Here is a 22,124-nt window from a genome sequence, read left to right as displayed (position 1 = left end):
TTAAACATGCTGCTCAGCACTGTAATGGTTTTCCGGCCAGCGCGCTGCAGGAAACAACGATAAGCGAATATTGAACAGGTGAAACATTGGCGCAAACAGCGTGTTCTCCTGCAACGCTGCCGCTTCCAGCCGCAGCAACAACGTATTCAATTCCGCTAACAATTCCGGCTGTGGCGTGGTTTGCAGCGATTTTAACCGACGCTTAAGAAACTGGCTCAGCTCATGGAACATCGCCGCGCTTTCGATGTGATGCGCCAGCAGCAGCTCACGATGACGCGTGTAATAGTCGTAGCAGTTTGCGCCCAGCCAGGCTTCGGCAATCAGATTGCCGCCGGAGACCAACTCTGGCACCGGATCGACACGCTTACGCGGCAGAATAATGTTGACCTTATCCAGCGTGCGCGAGACAAACTGCTGACGCGCGGTCAGCGTGACGCTGTTGAGCCGCACCGTGGCGATAAACTGCAGCAGCTCGCGGATACCTTTGCGCACCGCGCGTTTGGCGGTCCACGACGGGCGCTTGTTGCGGATCAGCGCCGTGATCACCACCGCGAAGGTAATGCCCACCAGCGTCGAAAGAATAGCGTTCACTATAAGCTGTAGATCGGGCTTGAAGTTGTGGCTCATGCCAATCAGCCCGGGAATCTGCGTGGCGACAATCAGGCCAATCAGGTTGGTTGACGGATTGGCGATAATCAATCCCAGCGCCAGCAAGCCCGGCGCAAGGCAAATCACCAGCGCTTCGAAGGTCACCGCCTGCGGAATCAGCAAGGTGATATATAGCAGGCTGATCACCACAGAAATCAGCACCCCTTTCAGGAACAGTTTCATCGGCGCAATCGGGCTGTCCATGCCGGCAAAGAAGGAGCACAGCACCGCCGCCATCATCGGTGCGGTGGCGCCATCTACCCAGCCGCTGCCGATCCAAAATACGCAGGTAACGAAGGTGGCAATAAACGCGGTAAACGACGACAGCAGCAACAAACCCTTATCGACGTGTTTGTGCGCGCGCGCCATTTTTCCGGCTTTAACCGCGGGCGTCCATTCACTGACGCGCTCGCTCACGCTTTGGTAGGCATCAACGATGCGCACAAAATTGAGTAAGCGCTCCAGCAATCCGCTCAGCAAAATGCTCTCTTCGCTGTTGAGTCTGCCCTGTTGCCACGCCCGTTTCAGCTGATCTTGCGCGTGGCTGAGCTGGTCGCGCACCGGCAGCTGATCTTCACCATTTAGCCATAGCAAAAATTGCTGAAACACCTCGGCGATAAAGTCGGGGAAACGGATTTGCTGCTGCGCCAGCAAATTGAGGCGCGATTCGATTGCCGTCAGCGTGGGGATGAAATAGGAGAGATGCTGATACTGCACGCTGACTAAGCGCACCAGACGCCGCGCGGCATCGCCTTCATACACGCAGTGCGTGATGAGCGTTTCGACGTTAAGCGGATAGTTGGCCATCTGAATCAGGATATCTTCGCGCTCCACCGACTTCTCAGCGGGCATCGCCGTGACCAGTTCGCTGCACAGCTTGCGCGCGTTCTGATACCACAGGTTCACGCCCTGCTCTAACAGATTGCGCATCGAGACCGGCCACAGCAGGCGATGCACCAGGCTGCTGCAGACGATGGCGACGGTGATCTCTTCAACACGCGAGATCACCGTGTAGGTGATGGCCGATGGCGACACCACATCGGGAAAACCCATGATCGCCGCGCTGTAGCCCGCCAGCATAAACACATAGCTCTTCGGCGTGCGGTCATGCAGCGAAAGATAGAGGCAAACCGCCACCCAAAGCGAAATGCACAGGCTGAACAGCAGCGGATCCTGCACCGTGGCGGGGTAGATCAGTAGCGTAAACAAGCCGCCCAGCAGGGTGCCGAAGAAACGGAAAACCGATTTCGATACCGTCGATCCCGAATAGAGCTGCGAGGCAACGTACACTGTAGTCAGTGACCAGGCCGGTTTATCGAGATTGAGTTCCAGAGCAATGTAAAAAGCCAGAAAGGCAGCAAGACAGGTTTTGGCAGAAAACAGCATTGCGCTTCGTGAAAACCACTTCATAGAACGGGTAAAACCTTATGCAGGCAGCGGAATGGCTTATCCTGACAGAAGCATTTGGCAATGGCATTTTGATTTGTTATACAAATTATTACCGTGCTAATTATATGGGCATCTATGGAAATGGCGGACGCGTTTGCTGATTACAGTGAATGATCCAGATCACATAGATAATAGTTATAAGCGATCGAAATTAGTTATTTATTGGTTATATAAGGGCTTTGCTAAGGTGGCAAAAAAACCACGTGAGAATCATCATGAAAGCAAAACTTCCTGTCCTGAGCGCTTTAGCTCTCAGCGTTGGCCTGATCTCCACGCACGCTTTCGCCGCTAACCCAGAAACCGTCACCATCGGCTATCAAAAAGCCAACATCTTTGCCCTGCTGAAATATCGCGGCACGCTGGATGAAACCTTTAAGAAGGAAGGTATCGCTATCCGCTGGGTGGAGTTCCCGGCGGGCCCGCAGATGCTGGAAGGCTTAAACGTTGGCAGCATTGATTTGGCGGCAACCGGCGATGCGCCACCGGCCTTCGCCCAGGCAGCGAAAGCCGATTTGATCTATCTCGGTCATTCACCGGCTAACCCAAAAACCGAAGCCATCGTGGTGCCAAAAGATTCTGCCATTAAGAGCGTGGCGGATTTGAAAGGTAAACGTGTCGGTCTGAACAAAGGCTCTGACGTTAACTATCTGCTGGTGAAAGCGCTGGAAGATGCGGGGCTTAACTACAAAGACGTGACGCCGGTGTATCTGCCGCCCGCCGATGCACGCGCGGCTTTCCAGAAAGGCGCGATTGATGCATGGGTGATTTGGGATCCATACCTTGCCGAAGTGGAAGCCAATGCCGGTGCGCGTGAAATCCGCAATGCGGAAGGATTAGTGCCACATTACACCTTCTATCTCGCCAGCCGTCCGTTCGCGGAAGGTCATCCTGATACTGCGAAACAGGTTGTCGATGAGTTGAGCAAACTCAGCGATTGGGCCAACAAGAACCCGGATGACGCGGCAGCGATTCTGTCGAAATCAACCGGCCTGGATAAATCCATCTGGCAAACCACCATTAAACGCCTGCCTTACGGCGCGTCACGCATGTCGCCGCAGGTGTTTGATGAGCAGCAGGCGTTAGCGGATACCTTTACGCGCGTGGGACTGTTGCCGGTGAAAGTGGATGTGCGCAGCGCGACCTGGTCGCTGGATAAGAAGTAAGTCATTACCATCAACCAGGTCGTCATGAATAGCGACCTTACATGCCCGGTGCGCATTTACGCGCACCGGGTTTTATTAGCCCTCGCCTCTGCCAATCTGCCAAATCCCCGTCGGTGCGGTGCCATTCACTTTCCAGTCGCCGATATCACGCGCTTTGTACACCACCGGATTATGTGACGACAGGGTGCGCGCGTTGCGCCAGTGTCGATCCAGCGCTTTGCTGACGCGCGTATCTGATGCGCCCAGTGCGTTAAACAGCTCGGTGGCGGCGCGTGTCACCCATTCGCTGGCAATCACTTGCGCCTGCCCCGCTTCGGCTTCGGCCAGCACATTCGCGGCGGCAATTTGCGCTTCATCGCTGCTGACGTGGGCAACATATGCTGATTGCAGTGAATGTGTCGCGCGGATCACCGTGGCTTCCACCGCAAACGCCAGGCTGGTAATTTCCCCGATCACCTGCAGAATCTGCGCATCCTGACGCGCAACACCGCCGTTGCCGTGACTGTAAACCCGATTTCGCGCCGCCACCGCCTGCGCACCGTCGCGCGCCACCGCACGGCCAATTCCCGCCAGCGTGGCCAGCAAGACATGCTGATAGAAAGCGGTTTGATAACGGAAGCGGGTGGCGAAATCGTAGACGTGTTCCTGCTCGACATGGGCGTTAGCGAAACGCGTGGTGCCGCTACCGGTTAAGCGCTGGCCAAAGCCGTCCCAGTCGTCCTCACGCGTCACTCCGGGTTGGTGAGTGTTCACCAGAGCGATAACGTCGCCCTGATTGTCATTGCGGCGCGCATAGACATCAATCCAGTCGGCGAACAGCGTGCCGGTGCTGTAAAACTTCTCACCGCTCAGCGTCCAGCCGCTTTCGTTTGGCGTAATACGCGTGATGACATCGCCGAGTTTTACCGTGCCAATTTCCGTCCAGCCGCTGCCCACCAGCTCGCCATCAATAAAACGGCCAAACCAGCGATCGCGTTCCGCGCTATCCGGCTGATTCAATCGATCTTCGACAAAAGCGAAATGCGCGCGCAGCGCCTGCGGCAGATTCGAGTCGGCTTCTGCCAGCTCGGTTAACAGCTGGAACAGCTGCGGCAGCGATGCGCCCCAACCGCCCTTCTCTTGCGGAATGCGCACCGTGCCGAATCCCGCCTCTTTCAGCCAGCTAATCGGTTGATGCGGCAAAGTACGTTCCCGCTCGCGTGCTACCGTTCCTTCAGCGATGCGCGCGAAAATCGGCCGGAAGTGCGCCGCCAGCGCCTCATAATCGGTGCCTGTTGCCAGTAAACTCATGGTGACTCCTGAGGTGAAAGATCGTCGATGTCATGCAGCGTGGGCTCGTGGCGCACCGCCAGCAGGAAGAAGATTGGGATGATCGCTGCCAGCGATACCACCCAAAACATATTGGTGCCGAGCGCGGCCTGCAGAATCGGCAGGATGAACAGCGCTAACGCGCTACCGATGCCAGAAAGTGCGCGGCTGAAGCCCACGCCGGTGGCGCGAATTGAGGTTGGATAGGAAAGCGCTGGATAGACCATCAGCTGCGCGCCCGGCCCGAAGCCTTCGGCAAACAGCCACAAGCCGAGCATCAATACTGCAAAGACGATTCCGGCGATGGCTTGCGGATGACCAATTAACGCCAGCGCGATCAGCGCAAAGAATTGCAGGGCAAAGCCAGCGATGGCGACGTGGCGCGACGGATATTTCCACGCCAGACGCATGCCAAGCAGGCCGCCGGTAAAGGCGAACAGCGCGTTGAGTCCCAGCGATGCCGAGATGGTTTCAAACACGCCCGCGCCGAGGAACTGCGCCAGAATCGACGGCAGGAAGAAGGCAATGGCGGTGTATTCAAACGAGATACAGATATTCATCACGCCCGCGACGATGGTGCGTTCGCGCCACGGCTTCTCAAACAGCACGCGGAAACTCACTTTCGGTGCCGCAGCAGCCGGTGGCGCTTCGTGTTCCGCTTCGTGGGCGTGAATGCCGTAGGAATCACGCAGGATGCGCACCGCGGATTTCAGATCGCCCTGATTCGCCGCCCACAGTGGCGATTCGTTCATGAATTTGCTGCGCACCGCGATGATCAGCAGCGCCGGTACCGCACCGAACAGCAGCGACGCGCGCCACAGCCAGTCAAGATGCTCTTTCGGCAGCAGGAAGTAGAGCGCGAAGATCAGCAGGAAGCACAGCGTTGAGGCGGCGTACCACATCGGGCACCAGGCTGCGAGTCGGGATGCCTTGTTGCCTTTACCAGCGAATTTGGAGAACTCCGCCAGATATGACATCGCCACCGGCAAATCGATGCCGACGCCCACGCCCATCAGGAAGCGCGCGCCAATCAGCACCCAGACGTTCGGCGCTAACCCCGCCGCAATCGCTGAAACCACAAAGAACAGCATGTCGGCCATGAACACCGAATAGCGGCCATATTTATCCGTCAGCCACCCGCCCACCAGATTGCCGACGATGGTGCCAACCATAATTGAGGAAGTGACTAAGCCGGTGAGCAGCGGCGAGAGCTGAAACTCGCGCACCACATCATCGATGCCGTACGACAGCGTGGTGAGATCGTAGGCGTCGAGGAACACGCCGCCGAGCGCGAGGAACACAATCATGCGCGCGTAGTTGTCATTTTTGGTGCGAGTGTTGATCAGCCTTGCCACATCACTGACCGAACGTACCGGTTCGGAAACCGGAATGGTGTTTTCTAAAGGAAGAGAACTCATAACGCCTCACGTTGTTGTTTTGTAGTGCAGGTGAGGTTGTTATAAGCGTTTTTCTGGCTGCGCCAAAACAACAATTCTTTATATAAATTTACATTAAAATCAATTAGATAAATGGTTTTTAGCCAACACAAAAACCCGGACACGCCTGACGCGTCCGGGTGTTCAAACAGCAACACTTTATTCGGCTGAGACCGGCACCAACACGCCTTTTACCAGCGGATCGTCGGTGGTCTTCAACCACTGCTGGACGCGCGGATCGGAGAAGGCTTTTTTCAGCTTCTCGATGTTTTCCTGGTCCAGATAAGGCGTGCCAATCACCAGCTGTGAGGCGAAAGTGCGCGGCGCAGGCGGGAAGAGAATGCCTTTTTCGCGCGGCACTTTACCGGCATCAAATTGCGAGACGTAACCAATCGCCGCATCCACCGAGTTGAGCGCACGCGGCATGGTCAGCAAATCGAGCTCTTTAAACACGAAACCGTGCGGATTGCCGACAATGTTCTTCAGTTTGGCCGTGCGCGGCTCGACGTTGGGATCGAGCGTGATTAAACCCTGACGCGCCAGCAACCATAATGCCTGGCCCTGATTGGCGCCATCATCCGGCACCACGATGGTCGCGCCCTGCGGCAGATCCGCTACCGATGTGTAGCGATCGGAGTAGATGCCAAACGCCCACTGGAACAGCGGCAGCGTTGAGGTGAGCGCAAAACCGTTGGCATCCACCACTTGCTTTAGCCACCACTGATGCTGATATATGGTGGCGGCATACTGCCCTTCCGCTACCGCGCGGTCGGCTTGCACCGGATCCTGCACGCCAACCGCCTCCAGCTTCAGGCCGTAATCGGGCGCGATGTGCTCGCCAACGTATTCAATCAGCTTCTGCTCGCCCGCCATCGCCGGTTCAAAATGCACCTTCAGCGTGGTGCCAAAGACCACCGCCTGCGCCTGTTGGCTGCGCCAGAACCAGCCGCCTGCTGCAAGTAAAACGACCACTATAATCAGTAGCAGCCACGGCCAGCGGCGGGTTTTACGCAGCTCGAAATCTTGTGTTGTCATAACGATGTCCCCTGAGGATGGCGTAATGCGGTGACCAAACGGTCGCCGAGAAATTGAATGGTTTGAATTAAGGCGATCAGCACCACGATGGTGGCGATCATGATGTGATTATCGAAGCGCTGATAACCGTACACCACCGCCAGATAGCCGATACCGCCCGCGCCGATGGTGCCGGCAATGGCGGAGTACTCAATCATTGAGATCAGGTTGAGCGTCACTGCCGCCACAATCGCCGGCAGCGCTTCGCTAAGTTGTGCCGAGCGGATGATCTGCCAGCGCGAACCGCCGCACACCAAGCCCACCGCCGTGACTTCACCGGGCAGCTCACGCAGCGCGTTGTCCACCAAACGGCCAAAGAACGGAATACCCGCGGCGATCATCGGCACAACGGCGGCAGGAATGCCGATGGTGGTGCCGGTTAGCCAGAAGGTGAACGGAATGATGGCCGCCATCAGCACCAGAAACGGCAGCGAACGCCCCATGTTGACAATCCAACTCAGCACCCGATTGATACCGCGATGGGGAAACAGGCCGCGCACCGAGGTGTTGAACAGCACCACGCCGACGATGCCGCCGAAGGTGACCACGAACAGCATCACGATCGCCACCATCAACGCGGTTTCGCCCAGAGCGGGCAGCATCAGCGCCGGGATGTCTGGCCACGGCGTATCCTGACTCATCACTGATACGCTCATACCGCCTCCCGCAATAGCCGCACGCTGCCGGAAACGCTGGCAACTAAGCCCAGCTGTTCCAGCTGCGATAGCAAACGCGCCAGCGGCACGCGTTCCTGTTGATAGTGAATGCCCACCTTGAGGCGGCCAGCTTGCAGACCATTCACCTGCTCAACGTGCGCGCCGAGCAGATCAATACGCAGACCAAACTGCTGGCTGAGGCGCGAAATCCAGTCGCTGGCGACTGGCACATCGGTGCGATAACTCAGCTGCAACACCAGTTCGGCATCGCCTGCCTGCGCCGCCAGCGGGAACAGGCGCTGTCCCAATAGCGAATCGGGTTGCGCCAGCAGCTCTTTCACCACCCCGTACTGCACGATTTGGCCGTCGCGAATTTCCGCTACCGCATCTGCCGCCTGACGCACCGCGTCCATTTCATGGGTGATCAGCACAATCGCCAGCTTGTAGTCATCACGCAGTTTTTTCAGCAGGTCGAGCACGGTGACGGTGGCTTCGGGATCGAGCCCTGAAGTGGCTTCATCTGCCAGCAAAACCGACGGGCGCAATGCCAGCGCACGCGCGATACCAATACGCTGCCGCTGACCACCGGAAAGTTGGCCAGGATAGGCTTTGGCTTTGTGGCTGAGGCCGACGCTATCGAGCAATTCGCCCACGCGCGCGGCGATATCGCGATCCACTACGCCAAGATAGTGCAGCGGCAAGGCGATATTCTCCCACGCGGTTTTGCGTTGCAGCAGCGCGGAAGACTGGAACACGGTACCAATTGAGCGACGCGCCTGACGCAGCGCTTCGCCATCCAGACGAGAAAGATCGTTGCCGTTAACGCGGATGCTGCCGGCGCTCGGTTGCTCTAGCAGGCTAATGCACTTCGCCAGCGTCGATTTACCCGCGCCGCTCGGCCCAACTACCGCGGTGATGTTGGCTTGTGGCACTTGCAGGCTGATGGATTTCAGCACCTCGGTGATGCGGCCGTCGGGCGCGCGATAGTGTTTGCTGAGCTGTTCTATTTCGATCATGAGACCTCCTGCGGCGTGGAGGATTTAACGCGATAGCCCGCGCCCGGATGCGGTGCTTGCAGCTGCGGGCCGGCGGAGAATAACTTCTCGCGCAACGTGCCCTGCGCGTACTCTTTTTTGTAGACGCCGCGCTTTTGCAGCTCCGGGATCAGCAGCTCCACCACATCTTCAAAGGTTTCATGGGTCAGTGCGTAGGCGAAGTTGAAGCCATCTACGTCGGTCTCTTCAACCCAGCTTTGCAACTCATCCGCGACGGTTTCCGCGCTGCCAACAATCAGCGGACCAAAACCGCCGATACCGACCCAATCCGCCAGTGCTTTTACCGTCCACTGACGATCGGGATCGGCGGTGGAGAAAGTTTCGACCGCCGATTGAATGGCATTGGTGTGGATATATTTCAGCACCTGATCCGGCTGATACTGGCCGAAGTCGATACCGGTCCAGCCTGATACCAGTGCCAGCGCGCCTTCGTAGCTGACCCAACTGGTGTACTCTTTCCATTTCGCCTGCGCCGCCAGATCGGTTTCGCCAACAATCACGGTTTGCAGATTGAAGATTTTGATGCTGTAAGGATCGCGCCCCGCTTCCGCCGCGCGGCGGCGAATATCGGCGACGGTTTTCTTCAGCAGCACTTTCGACGGCGCGGCAACAAATACGCATTCGGCATGTTCTGCGGCAAACTGTTTACCACGACTCGATGCACCCGCCTGATACAGTACCGGCGTGCGCTGCGGTGACGGTTCGCACAGGTGAATGCCCGGCACGTTGAAGAAGGTGCCCTGATGATTGATGGGATGGATTTTACGCGGGTCGCTGAAGATACGGCGTTCGCGGTCACGCAATACTGCATCCTGCTCCCAGCTGCCTTCCAGCAGCTTGTACACCACTTGCAGATACTCGTCGGCGTAATCGTAGCGGCTATCGTGATCGGTCTGGGTTTTGTGCCCAATGTTGCGCGCCCCGCTCTCCAGATACGAGGTGACGATGTTCCAGCCGATGCGGCCTTTGGTCAGGTGATCGAGCGTCGATAAGCGGCGCGCAAACGGATACGGATGTTCAAACGACAGCGACGCCGTGAGACCAAAGCCGAGGTGTTCGGTGACCAGCGCCATTGGCGTAATCAGCGCTAACGGATCGTTGACCGGCACCTGCGTCGCCTGGCGGATCGCCGCATCGCCGTTGCCGTTGAGTACGTCGTAAACGCCGAGCACGTCGGCGATAAACAGGCCGTCAAATTTGCCGCGCTCCAGCAGGCGCGCCAAATCGACCCAATACTCCAGTTCTTTATATTGCCAGGAACGGTCACGCGGATGCGCCCACAGGCCCGGCGACTGGTGTCCGACACAGTTCATATCAAATGCGTTCAAGCGAATTTCACGTTGCGATGGCATAGCAATCTCCATAGCGAGGCCGTGATCGTGTTACGACCCGGCGTTCGTCAGTTAATTTTTAGGATGTTGAGAGATTAAAGCGCTGAAGGGGGACATCGCTCGGCGGGAGCGATTTGCAGTTCTTGTAAAATATGTTTCGCCACAGCGGCGGCGTGATCTGCAACCTGCGGCAAACCCATCAGTTCACCGAAGCGCGCACGCGCAGCGGGACCGACGACAAACAGGCGCGCATTGGGCTGGCCGGTAATATTGAGCGTGTGCGACTGGCTGTCGACATCAATACCAAAACCGAGCAGGTCAGCGCGGATTAGCCCTTGCTGGCTGAGCGACTGCAGCAGCGGCTGGCTGGCGGTTAAGGCTTCATGGCCGGGACCGGTGGTGACAATCAGATGATTGAGGCGGTGGGTTTCGCTGGCGCCCTCGCGCGTGCGTAGCGTGATTTGCAGTTGGTTGCCGACATCGGAGATGTCGCTAAGGCGCGCGGCCAGCACCTTCAGACTGCCCTGCTGGCGACGTGCGCTGATCACCGCTGACACCTGCGGCGCGATGCGATAGCGATGCACATCCCACCACGAGCGCAAATGACGGACAAAGCGTTGCTGCTCGCGCAGGGGCAGCGATTGCCAGATATCCTGGCCTTGCACGCGTACCTGATCGAGCACGCGCTGCCAAGGCAAATCCTGTTCCGCGGCACGCGCGACTTCGGCACGAATATGTCGCAGCCACAGACGTGCGCTGGACGCTTGCTGCGGGGCTAGTGTCCATTCAGGCCATTCACCACTCAGGTTATCGCGTGAGAGCTGTCCACGGCGCGAGAAGGCGATTAACGGGCCACGATGCTGTCTGGTGCTCAACGAAGCCACCACGTCCGCCATGCTCAAGCCGGTACCGATAATCGCCACCGAGGATTGAGGATCGATGGCGTCTAATACGCCGTGCTGCCACGGATTGGCAATCAGCGCCGGATGCGCCGAGAACGGTTGCAGCGCACGCGGCAACGATGGTGGCGGATGACTGATCGCTAACGCCAGTACATCACCCCGCAACGTTTCGCCGTTGCTGAGCAACAGCTGCTCGCCTTCCCAGGCCACGGCGCTGGCCTGAACATGGCGCAGCGTGACGTGCGGATACGCCTGCGCAGCTTGCGCAAACTGGTCTGCCAGATAGCGACCGAACAGGCTGCGCTGCGGATAAACCGCGCCGTCTTCACAGTGCGCTACTGAGTCCAGTGAACATTCCGGCTGTTGGCGATACCAGCGGTCAAACGCGCCCTGCTCTTCACCGCTTAACTGCATGCGCGAAGCGGGTACGTTGATGCGGTGCGCAGGCTCCTGCGTGGAATAGGCAACGCCGCCGCCGAGGTTGGCGCGCGGTTCGACCACTGTAATCAGTAATCTGCTCGATGAGGTTCGTGCGAGATGAATCGCCAACGCTGTGCCGCTAAAGCCACCGCCAACAATGATTACCCGTGCCATTGCCTTCTCCTGCATTAGCTGGCGCTCGTCTGTTTTGACGGACGCTTATCGCCGCCAATAGTTTCACCAAACGGGCCGGTGTTAATGGTGCGTTCACGCTGCTGCTGTGCGTTAGCCAGCGGTAGCAGCGGCAACAGTAATTCGGCCACGCGATGCGCTTCTTCCAGATGCGGATAACCGGACAGAATGAAGTTGGTGACGCCCAGCGCCTGATATTCGCGGATACGCTCAGCCACCTGCTCCGGGCTGCCGACCAGCGCAGTGCCCGCGCCACCGCGCACCAGACCCACGCCCGCCCACAGATTCGGCGAGATATAGAGGTTGTCGCGCGAGCCGTTGTGCAACGCGCTCATTCGTGCCTGACCGGCGGAATCCATACGCGCAAAGATTTTCTGCGCCTGCGCGATGGTCTCTTCATCAAGATGACCAATCAACTTATCTGCCGCCGCTTTGGCTTCTTCTTCGGTCTCGCGCACGATCACGTGCAAACGAATGCCGTATTCCAGCTTACGTCCGCGCTGCTCTGCACGTGCACGCACCACTTCCAGCTTCTCGGCAACCTGCGCTGGTGGCTCGCCCCAGGTGAGATAGGTATCGATCTGTTCAGCTGCTACATCAATCGCCGCCTCAGATGAACCACCAAAATAGAGCGGCGGCCCCTTTTCCTGCACCGGCGGAAACAGCACTTCCGCGCCTTCGACGTGAATGTGTTTGCCTTCGTAATCCACTTTCTCACCGCGCATCAGGCGGCTGTAGACGTCGAGGAACTCTTTGGTGACTTCATAACGTTCACTGTGGTTGAGGAAAATGCCGTCGCCTTTGTTCTCAATCGGATCGCCGCCGGTCACCACGTTAATCAGTAAACGCCCTTCAGATAGACGATCAAGCGTGGTCGCCATGCGGGCTGCCAGCGTTGGCGGCTGCAGGCCAGGACGCACCGCCACTAAATAGCGCAGACGTTTGGTGATCGGCGCTAACGCCGAGGCCACCAGCCAGGAATCTTCACAGCTTTTGCCGGTAGGAATTAATACGCCGTAGAAGCCAAGATTGTCGGCGGCGAGCGCCACTTGCTGCAAGTAGGGTAAATCGACCGGGCGTCCGCCTTGCGTGGTGCCGAGATAGCGTCCATCACCGTGCGTCGGTAAAAACCAGAAGACATTAATTTTATCGTTCGCGGAATCGGCCATTATGCTTTTCCTATATAACTTTATTAAAAAATGATCATTTTGAACTGCTTATTTGGTTATATAGCTGTTAGCAGAAAGCGTGCCAGGTTGTTAACGGGCGCGAATCCCGTATTTCAGGCGGTTAGCCTTGTCGCCGTCAACCAAAACAGTTGCATTTGCGACTCTGGCGCAACAGCAATTGCTGCATATGCAACTGCTTATGCTTTTTACATGGTGTTAATAGTCAGCGTGAGCATTTAGGTTAACGATATGCTCGCTACAGGATTCAATGCCATGTTAACCACCTATAATCCCACCGATTCACCGCGCTTAGTCGATCCCGCTTCTCTGGCGTTTCAATCGCTGCTGGATAAGTTCGCGCCCACAGATGCCACCGTGCTGATTGTCGGCGAAACCGGCACAGGTAAAGAAGTGGTGGCGCGCTATCTGCATCATCACAGCCAGCGACGTCACGGCCCTTTCCTCGCGGTTAACTGCGGCGCACTGACGGAAAGCCTGGCTGAAGCCGAGTTGTTTGGCCATGAGAAAGGCGCTTTTACCGGCGCGACGCAGTCACATCCCGGCTGGTTTGAATCAGCGCAAGGCGGCACCTTGCTGCTGGATGAGATTGGCGAGCTGAGCCCTTCACTGCAGGTTAAATTGCTGCGTGTGCTGCAGGAGCGTGAGATTACGCGCGTAGGCTCGCGTAAAGCTATCAAAGTAGATGTGCGAGTTATCGCGGCTACGCATGTGGATTTGGCACAGGCGATTCGCGAGCGACGCTTTCGCGAAGATCTGTTCTATCGCCTGAATATTGCGGTGGTGCCATTACCGCCGTTGCGTCAGCGCCGTGAAGACATTCCGCTGCTGGCACAGCACTTCCTCGCCCTCTACGCACGACGTTTAGGGCGCCCGGCACGGCGTCTTTCTGCTGATGCGCTTGAAGCGCTGCGCGAATACAGCTGGCCCGGCAATATCCGTGAACTGGAGAACACGCTGCATAACGCCGTATTGCTGAGTCGCGAAGAGACGCTGACGCCCGCACAGTTGCGACTTGCTGGTTACAGTGAACATGGCTTTAACGAGTCAAACGATTCAACGCTCGACAGTTTTCTTCAGCAGCAGCTAACCAGTCAGCCGCAACAACTGTTTGATCGCGTTATCAGCAGCCTTATTAGCAATGCGCTATCGATGACAGATCACAATCAAACCCAGGCTGCGGCGCTATTAGGTATCAGCCGCCACACATTGCGCACGCATCTGGCGAATCAGGGAATGATTAAAGGACGGCGAAAAGCGCCGGTAACTACGTCGACATCTCATACACACGGGACGCAGGAGCGTGAGCTGCGCATTGGCTATCAGAAGTTTGGCAATCTCGGGGTGTTAAAAGCCCGTCAGAGCCTCGAACACTGTTTCGCTCAGAAAGGCATTAGCGTGTTGTGGAGTGAGTTTCCCGCCGGGCCACAGCTGCTGTATGCACTGCAAAACAACGAAATCGATTTTGGTACTACCGGCGAAGTACCGCCAATCTTCGCTCAGGCGAGCGGCAATGCGGTGACTTATATTGCGTGGGAGCCACCGGCGCCGAGCAGCGTTGGCATCGTGGTACCGCATGACAGCGATATTCGCACCATCAACGATCTACGCGGTAAGCGCATATCGGTTAATAAAGGCTCGAACGTTCACTGGCTACTGCTGCAGATACTGGAGGAAGCGGGCATTGGTCTGGATGAACTCAAAGTGGTGTATACGCCGCCGAAATATCCGCTCACCGCCAGTGATTATCTTTCGGTTGATGCATGGATGATGTGGGATCCGTTGCTCAGCGCTGCGGAGAGCAATCCCGAACTGCGGGTTTTGGTTAATGGTGAAGGGCGCGTACGTAATCATCAGTTCTATCTGGCGCGGCGTGATTACGTTGAACAGCACGATGACATCCTCAGACAGCTGGTGGAGAGTTTGCAACAAACGGGTTTGTTCATCGATAGCCATCGCCACGAAGCATCAATGTTATTGGCTCAGGAGCTTGGATTGGAAATCGCATCAGTTGAACGTGCCTTGACTCGTCGCAGCCACAAAACGCGTGCGATGGCCTTCGAAGTGATCAAAGAGCAGCAGACCATCGCCGATCGCTTTTATGCGTTGGGGCTGATTAACAAACCGGTGCGCGTGCGCGATGCGGTCTGGCAATTTTCATCAGCTTTAACGTTAATTGAGTAAGGTGAATCTTGAAAGTTATCCACGTTTTCTGTGGATAAATCATTGAATATCATCTGGCTAATCTCGCTTAGGTATTTTTGATGATGGCTGAAACTAAAAGTTAATTGGCGATTTCAGCCTGAAATTTTAGCTAAAAATCCTTAAATTTCATAACAATAGAGACGAAATCGATTAGGCGAGCAGATGACATTTCACTCGCTGGCTGGACGGCAATTCTGCTGTTGCTGGCTGTTGTCGCTTTCGCGCACAGCTGGTTAAATTGGCTGCAGTCAGTTAATCGGTATTGGTGATTTATTAATGGATACCTTGAGCTGCTGGCTAAAACAGTGGCGATTTCAGGCTGAAATTTCCGCGTCGATAAGCTATATTTCATACAGTTAGCGATGAAATTGCGCTGGCGAGGCATTGAGAAGGGCATAAAAAAACCGCCCGGAGGCGGCATTTCAATTACTGATTAAGATACTTATTGAGCGTCTCGTTAATCACTTTATCCAACTCTTCCTGCAACTCTTTTGACTGGCGATTAAACTCGTAGCTGAACATGCGTCCGCGCGTTTTCTTACGCGCAAAGCGGTCTTTATCGGCGAAACTCCACAATGGCGTCGCCACGGTTTTATCTTTTGCCGGTGACTGAATCAGCGTCTGGCTACCATTACGCACTAAACGCAGAATGCCATTCTTCACTTCGTCTTCGGCCAATCCATCGCGCGCGCATACGGTATCAACATCCATGCCGATAGTATCGATCAGGGCATCAACCGTTTGTCCGGTTTCCTGCAGCTTCTCATACGCCTGCAGCAGCGATTTATAATCAGGATAGGTCAGCTCTGAATGATTCGGGAACAGCGTTACCAGCTCAAGCGGCACGCTTGCCGCTTGCAATGCACGCGTTACCTTGGCCTGCGATAAGCCTTCGCTTTGCGCAATCTCTTTCTGCGACAATCCACTCTCTTTAAGCGATAGCAGACGCATGCCCACTTCACGCAGATTGTGCTCGCGCGCGGTCTGAATATCCTGGGCTAAACGACGCGCTTCTTCCGCCGAGATAGCCACGTCTGTGACCAACACATCAAGCCCAGTTTTGCAGTGCAGAGCCGCTGCACGACGACGTGAACCATCGAGAATCTCAATGCGGTCGTCACGCTTTACACCAATCGCCGGGAAAAACTGCTGTAATTTGATGGTGCGAATGATGTCGCGCAGCGATTCTGGCGTCAGGCCAGACTGATCGCGGCCGTTGGTTTCCATCTTAACGAAGGTTTTCTCTTCGATTTCCTTAGCCGGGATGTGCTCCAGCGTGAACAGGGCGCGTTTACCCGTCGCCAGAATAAATGTCTGAGAATGGCCATCGGCGCTTTCCTCAGTCTGCAATGGTGTCTGGCTGAAGGTTCGGCCAATAGTGATTCTTTTTGCGCTCATAGTAACCTCAGTTCAGGCGGATGAATTCAATACGGTCAAATACGGCTTTCGCGAAATCTTCCGCCGCTGAACGCGCATTCTTTAAGGCTTCGGTGCTGCCCACGTAGGTTGATGGATTGGCTGAGATAACCGTATCAAACGACTCTCCGCAGCGCTCAAAGCCATCCAGACGCGGCAATGCAGCATCAAGCATATCGCCGCCAAAAATCTCTTTCGCCAGGCTGTGACACAGCTTGTGGTCCGCTTTATTCGACAGTTTAGACATAAAGCCAATGTTGCCCTGCAAACGGCAGGCTGCGCCCGATTCTTCAATGATGCCAATCAACTCCGGCAAACGCGTTAAGTACTTCAGCGTGGAGTGGAAATCCACCTGCGCGGGCGGCACTGGCGTCATTAGTAAGTCTGAAGCAGCAATGGCGTTCTTCAGGAAGGCATCAAGATGCGGGCCGCTGTCGATAAAGATAAAGTCGTAATCTTTCTTCAGCTTGGCCACTACATTGTCATACAGCACCGCGTGGATGTTTTGATCGGGCAGGTGAGCAGCACACAGTTCTTCCCAACGCGAGGCAATAAAGGCGTCATCAATTGACGCCGGCAGCACATCGACGCCTGGAATAATCGATGAAACGATAAACTCGTTGAGCAACTCTTCGCGGCTGACGTTCTGCAGCATCGCCTGGGCGGCGGTCGCTTCCACTAATCCCACTGAACGTTGATGGTTCAGGAACATGGTGGCGGAAGATTGCGGGTCCAGATCGATGACCAGAATACGCAGATCTTCAAACAGCAGATGCGGATGCGCACGTAATGCGTGTGCCAGCGAAACTGTAGAGACCGTTTTCGAAACGCCGCCTTTGAGGTTGCCAACAAAAATGCTAAAGGCTTCATGGTGGCGATCGCGGTACTTGGGCACACCGCGATGGTGATAGATATCGATGATATTCTGGATCGACATCGCATACTTGGTTGAGCTGCCAGCTGCACGCTTATCGAACGGATAACCATTTTCTTCCATTTCGTTGACAGCGTAATCCACGCTCGCACGCGTCAATTTGGGCAGTTTGGCTAACGCCGCTTTAGCGTAAACCTGATAGAACGTGTTTTCCCGCAATTCTTCTTTCTGCGCCTGAATCTGTTCAGTCAGGCTCATCAGCATTCTTTCTGAACGTTGCGCGACCTTCAGAACTTGCTTCTCATCGTTAGCCATACTTGCTCCACACATGTAGGATTTACGACTTTATACATAAATCCAGCACACGAGGCAAATATATCTCTTCTGCACAGGAAGAATAAGTTATGTGAAAACACCTTGATTAAGAGCACGTTAACGAAAATATTCACTGTAATCAGTGATGGTAATTTAGCCATATTGGTTTTTTCTACGATTTTGAACCGCTGATTTATCGTTGATTGGGGCAAAGATTCATTGTAGTCAGTAGCTGATTTCTACCCTGTATGCTTTAAGTAGAGAAAGGAGAAGGGTTGTGGCGGCTGAAATTGCTGGAACGTTCACTGTAATCAGCTAGCAAAAATGCGCCGATGCCCAACGTTCACTGCAATCAGTAAAAGGTTCACTGTGATCAGCGAGCGGTGGGTGAAGATTCACTGTAATCAGTAAATGATGCGTGGAAATAAAAAGCAGGTGAGAGAACAACGATAAGTGTCATGCTGGTGAGATGTTCACTGTAATCAGCAAATCCTGAAGGCGTTTTCACATAACGCTAAACGTTCACTGTAATCAGTAAAAGCCTTGTACTCGTCATCGGCAAAGATTCACTGTAATCAGTAGACGTTGTCGTACTGCGATAAACCGTTCACTGTAATCAGTAAGTCAATTTGGCCAGACCGAGATAACATTCACTGTAATCAGTAAAAGTTATGACGCTGAACAGAACGTTCACTGTAATCAGTACAGCCAGACAAGCATGATGAGACGAACGTTCACTGTAATCAGTAGAGTGTTATTTGCCGACAAGCTGATATGCCTGGAAGCGCCATATGCGTTACAGCGAAATACCCAGAATGTCGTCAACAACATTCACTGTAATCAGTAAAAGTGCGCTGTTGATTTAAACGCCCAACGTTCACTGTATTCAGTAAAAAAACTACGCGCTGAGCGAGTTTGTTTCATGCTGCAAACCTGGCAGGGCAGGGGACGAGTTGGTAACGTTCACTGTAATCAGTGACAGCGTGACATGTTATTCAAGCGGCATATGAGCGTCAGTACGAACGTCTCTCGTTACAGTTCACTGTAGTGAGAAGACAGACCAAACGTTCACTGTAATCAGCATAGTGACCAACCCTGTCACTTTTACTGGCTGTATTCACAGTCAAACTGCTGATTACAGTGAATTACGTTAGAACAGGTTTTGTTAATAATTATAAATCATGAAGTTGCATTTGATCGTTCACTGTATTCAGCATGCAGCGCTGTGATTAGCATTCACTGTAATCAGTGAAAGCGAGCGCTCGAACAAACGTTCACTACGATCAGTAGAAAGGCAGTGAAAAAAGGAATTTGAGTACTGCATCACCGCCCTTGTAAGTACTCACTATCTTTAAAAGTAGCTTAGAAAGGGCACAACGCCGTTGAAGACATCTCAGAAGACATGGCAAAAGCAGAAGGCTTCTGATTACAGTGAACGTTGCTGATTACAGTGAATGACGCGAGGACAGCTGATTGCAGTAAATGTTAGCGGAGGGGCATGTGTCACTTTTGCTCAAAAAGTGACACAGCTTGAAGGGGATTACTTATTACAGTGAACGGGCAAGATCACTCTTCAAACTCGATATCTTCCAGCGAATCGATACTTTCAAGATTGCTGATGCCGTCGAGTTTTGGCGTCCTGCTGTGGATGATGAAGAACACTGAGCGGCCGCGTTTCACTTCCGAATAGTCGAGATAGCCGATCTCTTTGAGCTGCTCCATCGCACGTCGCACCACGTGGTTTTGCGTGGTGGTTTTCGAGCCCAGGTTTAATCGCATGCGCAAACGCGCCAGAGAGATGGGCGCCGGATTCGTTGGCAAACTTTCGAGATAGGTATACAGCGCCTGAGCCGATTCTTTACGCTTCAAACGTGAAATGGCTCGCAGCTGCAGTAACACTTTATGGTCGAAGTTGTAGAGCTCGAACAACTTTGGATCGGCCTGGATACGCACCAGATCCTTTTCACGATCGTAATACGCCGATTGAACAAGGTGAGTGTGATAGGCTTTGCCATTACCTTCAAAGGACAACGTATTGGTAGCAATGCGTCGCAGAGAGGCATCTAAGCGCTTACGTAGCGCAGCCGAAGAGTTTGCCGATGGGATCCCGCACATCTTGACGAAATCGATAAATGGCAGCGTCACGGTGTCGCCCTTAGAAGGATAACGCGAGAAAGACTGAATAATACCGGCCCAGGTTTTGAAATCATTATCCATGTCCAGCCTTGCGCCGGTAATGGTAATCTTTTCATAACCTTCCGATTTCACTAAAGAAAGGTTCTTTAGCTCTTTCGTTGCATCGGTGGATGCCATTGCGCCTGATTTACCGCGCGCGGTGGACTTCAATGTAGGAACAAACAGACCCAGGCGCATTAAAGCGACCGGTTGTACGGTGTTATTTTTATTGGGATGGAGTTGAATAACTTCACCGCTATTTTTTGTCACCGACAGAAAAGGCTCGAGTAACGCCTTGTTTTCACTCTCTTTATCTGCCATAGCCTGAGATCTTCATTCTGTGGATGAAAAGGGTCGTTTTCTGATTACAGTGAACATTAACACTGTTTATAGTGAACATTCTACTCTCTATAGTGAATAAACTACTGACTCCAGTGAACACTTTACTCATTATAGTGAACGCGATCACCTTCTGAGCCCTTGTGGGGTGCGGCCTGCGACGATCGGGGATCTCTTAGGATCTCTTTAAGATCTCTATATGATCTTTCTTTAAGATCTATTCACTGTATAACTTAATAACGCCAGGACTGAAGCGGCTTTAGACCGGCAAAATGTTTAAAACCGCCCCATTGCAATAACATCCCCTTTGATCCCACCAAATCATCAGTTATGTGCGATCAGGATCCGTCTGCTTCTTCATAAATGAACAACTTCCTCATTATTATTCATTTTTAAGAAACTATATCCCGGCGTAAAGTGAACTTCATCAAACATCACATCACTTATGACGAGGACATCTTTCATGACTGACAACGTTATCTCCCGCAACCCTACTACCGGCGACATCCTCGCAAGCTATCCGCTACAGAGCGCAGCCGAGTTGGAAGCCGCATTGCAGCAAAGTGCTGATGCCTATGCAGAGTGGCGCTATACCTCAATGCCACAGCGAGTGAGAGTGCTGCATCAACTGGCAGAACAGATCCGCCAACGTCAGGATGAGCTGGCAACCATGGCCACACTGGAAATGGGCAAACCGATCGCTCAGGCACGTGCTGAAGTACTAAAATGCGCCAATCTGTGTGACTGGTATGCAGAGAACGGTCCGGCGATCCTTGCCGACAAACCAACATTGGTGGAAAACCAGCAAGCGTGGCAGTCATTTCGCCCGCTTGGTGTGATCCTTGCTGTAATGCCATGGAACTTCCCTTACTGGCAGGTTCTGCGCGGCGCAGTCAGCATGTTGCTGGCGGGCAATACCTACGTGCTCAAGCACGCGCCGAGCGTAATGGGATCCGCCAACCTCATGAAGTCGCTATTTGACGCCACTGAACTGCCTAAAGGCGGCTTTACCGTGATCAACGTCGATAACGATGGCGTTTCGGCCGCGATCAAAGATCCACGTATTGCCGCTGTAGCGGTAACCGGCAGCGTGCGTGCAGGCGGCGCAATTGCAGCACAAGCCGGTGCGGTACTGAAGAAAACCGTGCTGGAACTGGGCGGCGCTGATCCTTTTATTGTGCTGGCGGATGCAGACCTGGATGCTGCAGTAGCCTCAGCGGTCACAGGACGCTATCAGAACACCGGACAGGTCTGCATGGCAGCCAAGCGCTTCATCATTGAAGAAAGCGTCGCAGAAGCGTTTGAGGCGCGTTTCAGCGCAGCGGTACAGGCATTGAAGATCGGCGATCCTTTGGCAGAAGATACCTACATCGGACCAATGGCGCGTTACGATCTGCGTGACGAGCTGGATAATCAGGTGCAGCAGACCATCAAGGAAGGCGCACGTCTGGTATTAGGCGGCCATAAAATTGACGGCCCAGGCAATTATTACGCCCCGACGATCCTCGCCGATGTCACGCCAGCCATGACAGCTTTCCAGCAGGAAATCTTTGGCCCGGTCGCAGCAATTAGTGTCGCTCGTGATGCACAACATGCCCTTGAGCTGGCTAATGACAGCGAATTTGGGCTGAGTGCAACAGTGTGGAGCGGCAACGAAGCGCTGGCCAACGAACTGGCGGAAAAACTGGAGACCGGCGCGGTATTTATCAATGGCAATGGTGCGTCAGATCCGCGAGTTGCGATTGGAGGCGTGAAGAAGAGCGGCTATGGTCGTGAACTATCGAGCTTTGGCGTCCACGAATTCTGCAATATTCAGACGGTCTGGAAAAACCGCCGCTAAGCATCACAGGGCGCGTCAGGCGCGTCCTTATTCCCATCCTCCGCCCCCAGATATCTCGCATCTCATACCGTTGCCCATCATTTAAAATGTTGTGGACCAGTTCAAAAAATCCACCAGTGGTATTACAAAGGTATTATAT

Annotated in this window: 15 protein-coding genes; 3 read left to right on the top strand and 12 right to left on the bottom strand. The window is 54.3% G+C overall.

Features of this window, described 5'->3' with window-relative positions:
* The gene (locus DEU53_RS10925; RefSeq protein ID WP_110867058.1) at window positions 1-2,058 is read right to left on the bottom strand and encodes an FUSC family protein; all 2,058 of its coding nucleotides are present in this window, start codon (window positions 2,056-2,058) and stop codon (window positions 1-3) included.
* A gap of 254 nt (window positions 2,059-2,312) precedes the next feature.
* Between DEU53_RS10925 and DEU53_RS10920 the strand changes: the two genes are divergently transcribed.
* Window positions 2,313-3,260 (top strand): sulfonate ABC transporter substrate-binding protein, encoded by a 948-nt coding sequence (locus DEU53_RS10920; RefSeq protein ID WP_110867057.1) that lies wholly within the window; start codon window positions 2,313-2,315, stop codon window positions 3,258-3,260.
* 75 nt (window positions 3,261-3,335) lie between these two features.
* On the opposite strand, the gene DEU53_RS10915 is transcribed toward DEU53_RS10920, so the two are convergent.
* The 8 genes from DEU53_RS10915 to ssuD form a co-directional block, all read right to left on the bottom strand.
* Entirely contained in the window at window positions 3,336-4,550 is a 1,215-nt protein-coding gene (locus DEU53_RS10915) for an acyl-CoA dehydrogenase family protein (RefSeq protein ID WP_110867056.1), read from the bottom strand.
* On the bottom strand, window positions 4,547-5,986 hold the full coding sequence (locus DEU53_RS10910; RefSeq protein WP_110867055.1) for an MFS transporter: 1,440 nt from the start codon (window positions 5,984-5,986) through the stop codon (window positions 4,547-4,549). Before DEU53_RS10910 ends, DEU53_RS10915 begins: the two co-directional genes overlap by 4 nt.
* A gap of 177 nt (window positions 5,987-6,163) precedes the next feature.
* Entirely contained in the window at window positions 6,164-7,039 is an 876-nt protein-coding gene (locus DEU53_RS10900) for a MetQ/NlpA family ABC transporter substrate-binding protein (protein WP_110867053.1), read from the bottom strand.
* Window positions 7,036-7,734, bottom strand: coding sequence for a methionine ABC transporter permease (locus DEU53_RS10895; protein WP_110867052.1), 699 nt, complete (start codon window positions 7,732-7,734; stop codon window positions 7,036-7,038). Before DEU53_RS10895 ends, DEU53_RS10900 begins: the two co-directional genes overlap by 4 nt.
* Window positions 7,731-8,750, bottom strand: coding sequence for a methionine ABC transporter ATP-binding protein (locus DEU53_RS10890; protein WP_110867051.1), 1,020 nt, complete (start codon window positions 8,748-8,750; stop codon window positions 7,731-7,733). The genes DEU53_RS10895 and DEU53_RS10890 overlap by 4 nt, the downstream gene beginning before the upstream one ends.
* The gene (locus DEU53_RS10885) at window positions 8,747-10,141 is read right to left on the bottom strand and encodes an LLM class flavin-dependent oxidoreductase (protein ID WP_110867050.1); all 1,395 of its coding nucleotides are present in this window, start codon (window positions 10,139-10,141) and stop codon (window positions 8,747-8,749) included. Before DEU53_RS10885 ends, DEU53_RS10890 begins: the two co-directional genes overlap by 4 nt.
* A gap of 74 nt (window positions 10,142-10,215) precedes the next feature.
* The gene (locus DEU53_RS10880; protein WP_370445561.1) at window positions 10,216-11,616 is read right to left on the bottom strand and encodes an FAD/NAD(P)-binding protein; all 1,401 of its coding nucleotides are present in this window, start codon (window positions 11,614-11,616) and stop codon (window positions 10,216-10,218) included.
* Between the two features lie 14 nt (window positions 11,617-11,630).
* Window positions 11,631-12,803, bottom strand: a complete 1,173-nt coding sequence (gene ssuD / locus DEU53_RS10875) for an FMNH2-dependent alkanesulfonate monooxygenase (RefSeq protein ID WP_101761167.1) — start codon at window positions 12,801-12,803, stop codon at window positions 11,631-11,633.
* A gap of 273 nt (window positions 12,804-13,076) precedes the next feature.
* Between ssuD and DEU53_RS10870 the strand changes: the two genes are divergently transcribed.
* Window positions 13,077-15,005, top strand: a complete 1,929-nt coding sequence (locus tag DEU53_RS10870; RefSeq protein ID WP_110867048.1) for a sigma-54-dependent Fis family transcriptional regulator — start codon at window positions 13,077-13,079, stop codon at window positions 15,003-15,005.
* 447 nt (window positions 15,006-15,452) lie between these two features.
* Here the strand turns inward: DEU53_RS10870 and DEU53_RS10865 are convergent, their stop codons facing one another.
* The 3 genes from DEU53_RS10865 to DEU53_RS10855 all read right to left on the bottom strand — a co-directional run bounded on the left by DEU53_RS10865 (window position 15,453) and on the right by DEU53_RS10855 (window position 20,127).
* The gene (locus DEU53_RS10865) at window positions 15,453-16,424 is read right to left on the bottom strand and encodes a ParB family protein (RefSeq protein WP_110867047.1); all 972 of its coding nucleotides are present in this window, start codon (window positions 16,422-16,424) and stop codon (window positions 15,453-15,455) included.
* 7 nt (window positions 16,425-16,431) lie between these two features.
* A complete protein-coding gene (locus tag DEU53_RS10860; RefSeq protein ID WP_008109176.1) occupies window positions 16,432-17,631 on the bottom strand; it encodes an AAA family ATPase in 1,200 nt (399 codons plus the stop codon).
* Window positions 17,632-19,197: 1,566 nt separating this feature from the next.
* Window positions 19,198-20,127 (bottom strand): RepB family plasmid replication initiator protein, encoded by a 930-nt coding sequence (locus DEU53_RS10855; RefSeq protein WP_007886110.1) that lies wholly within the window; start codon window positions 20,125-20,127, stop codon window positions 19,198-19,200.
* A 481-nt stretch (window positions 20,128-20,608) separates the two neighbouring features.
* Between DEU53_RS10855 and DEU53_RS10850 the strand changes: the two genes are divergently transcribed.
* On the top strand, window positions 20,609-21,985 hold the full coding sequence (locus DEU53_RS10850) for an aldehyde dehydrogenase family protein (protein ID WP_110867046.1): 1,377 nt from the start codon (window positions 20,609-20,611) through the stop codon (window positions 21,983-21,985).
* The last annotated feature ends 139 nt before the right edge of the window (window positions 21,986-22,124 follow it).

The organism is Pantoea sp. AG1095 (assembly GCF_003208415.1).
GTDB lineage: Bacteria > Pseudomonadota > Gammaproteobacteria > Enterobacterales > Enterobacteriaceae > Pantoea > Pantoea leporis.
This window is presented reverse-complemented; position numbering and strand designations above follow the sequence as displayed.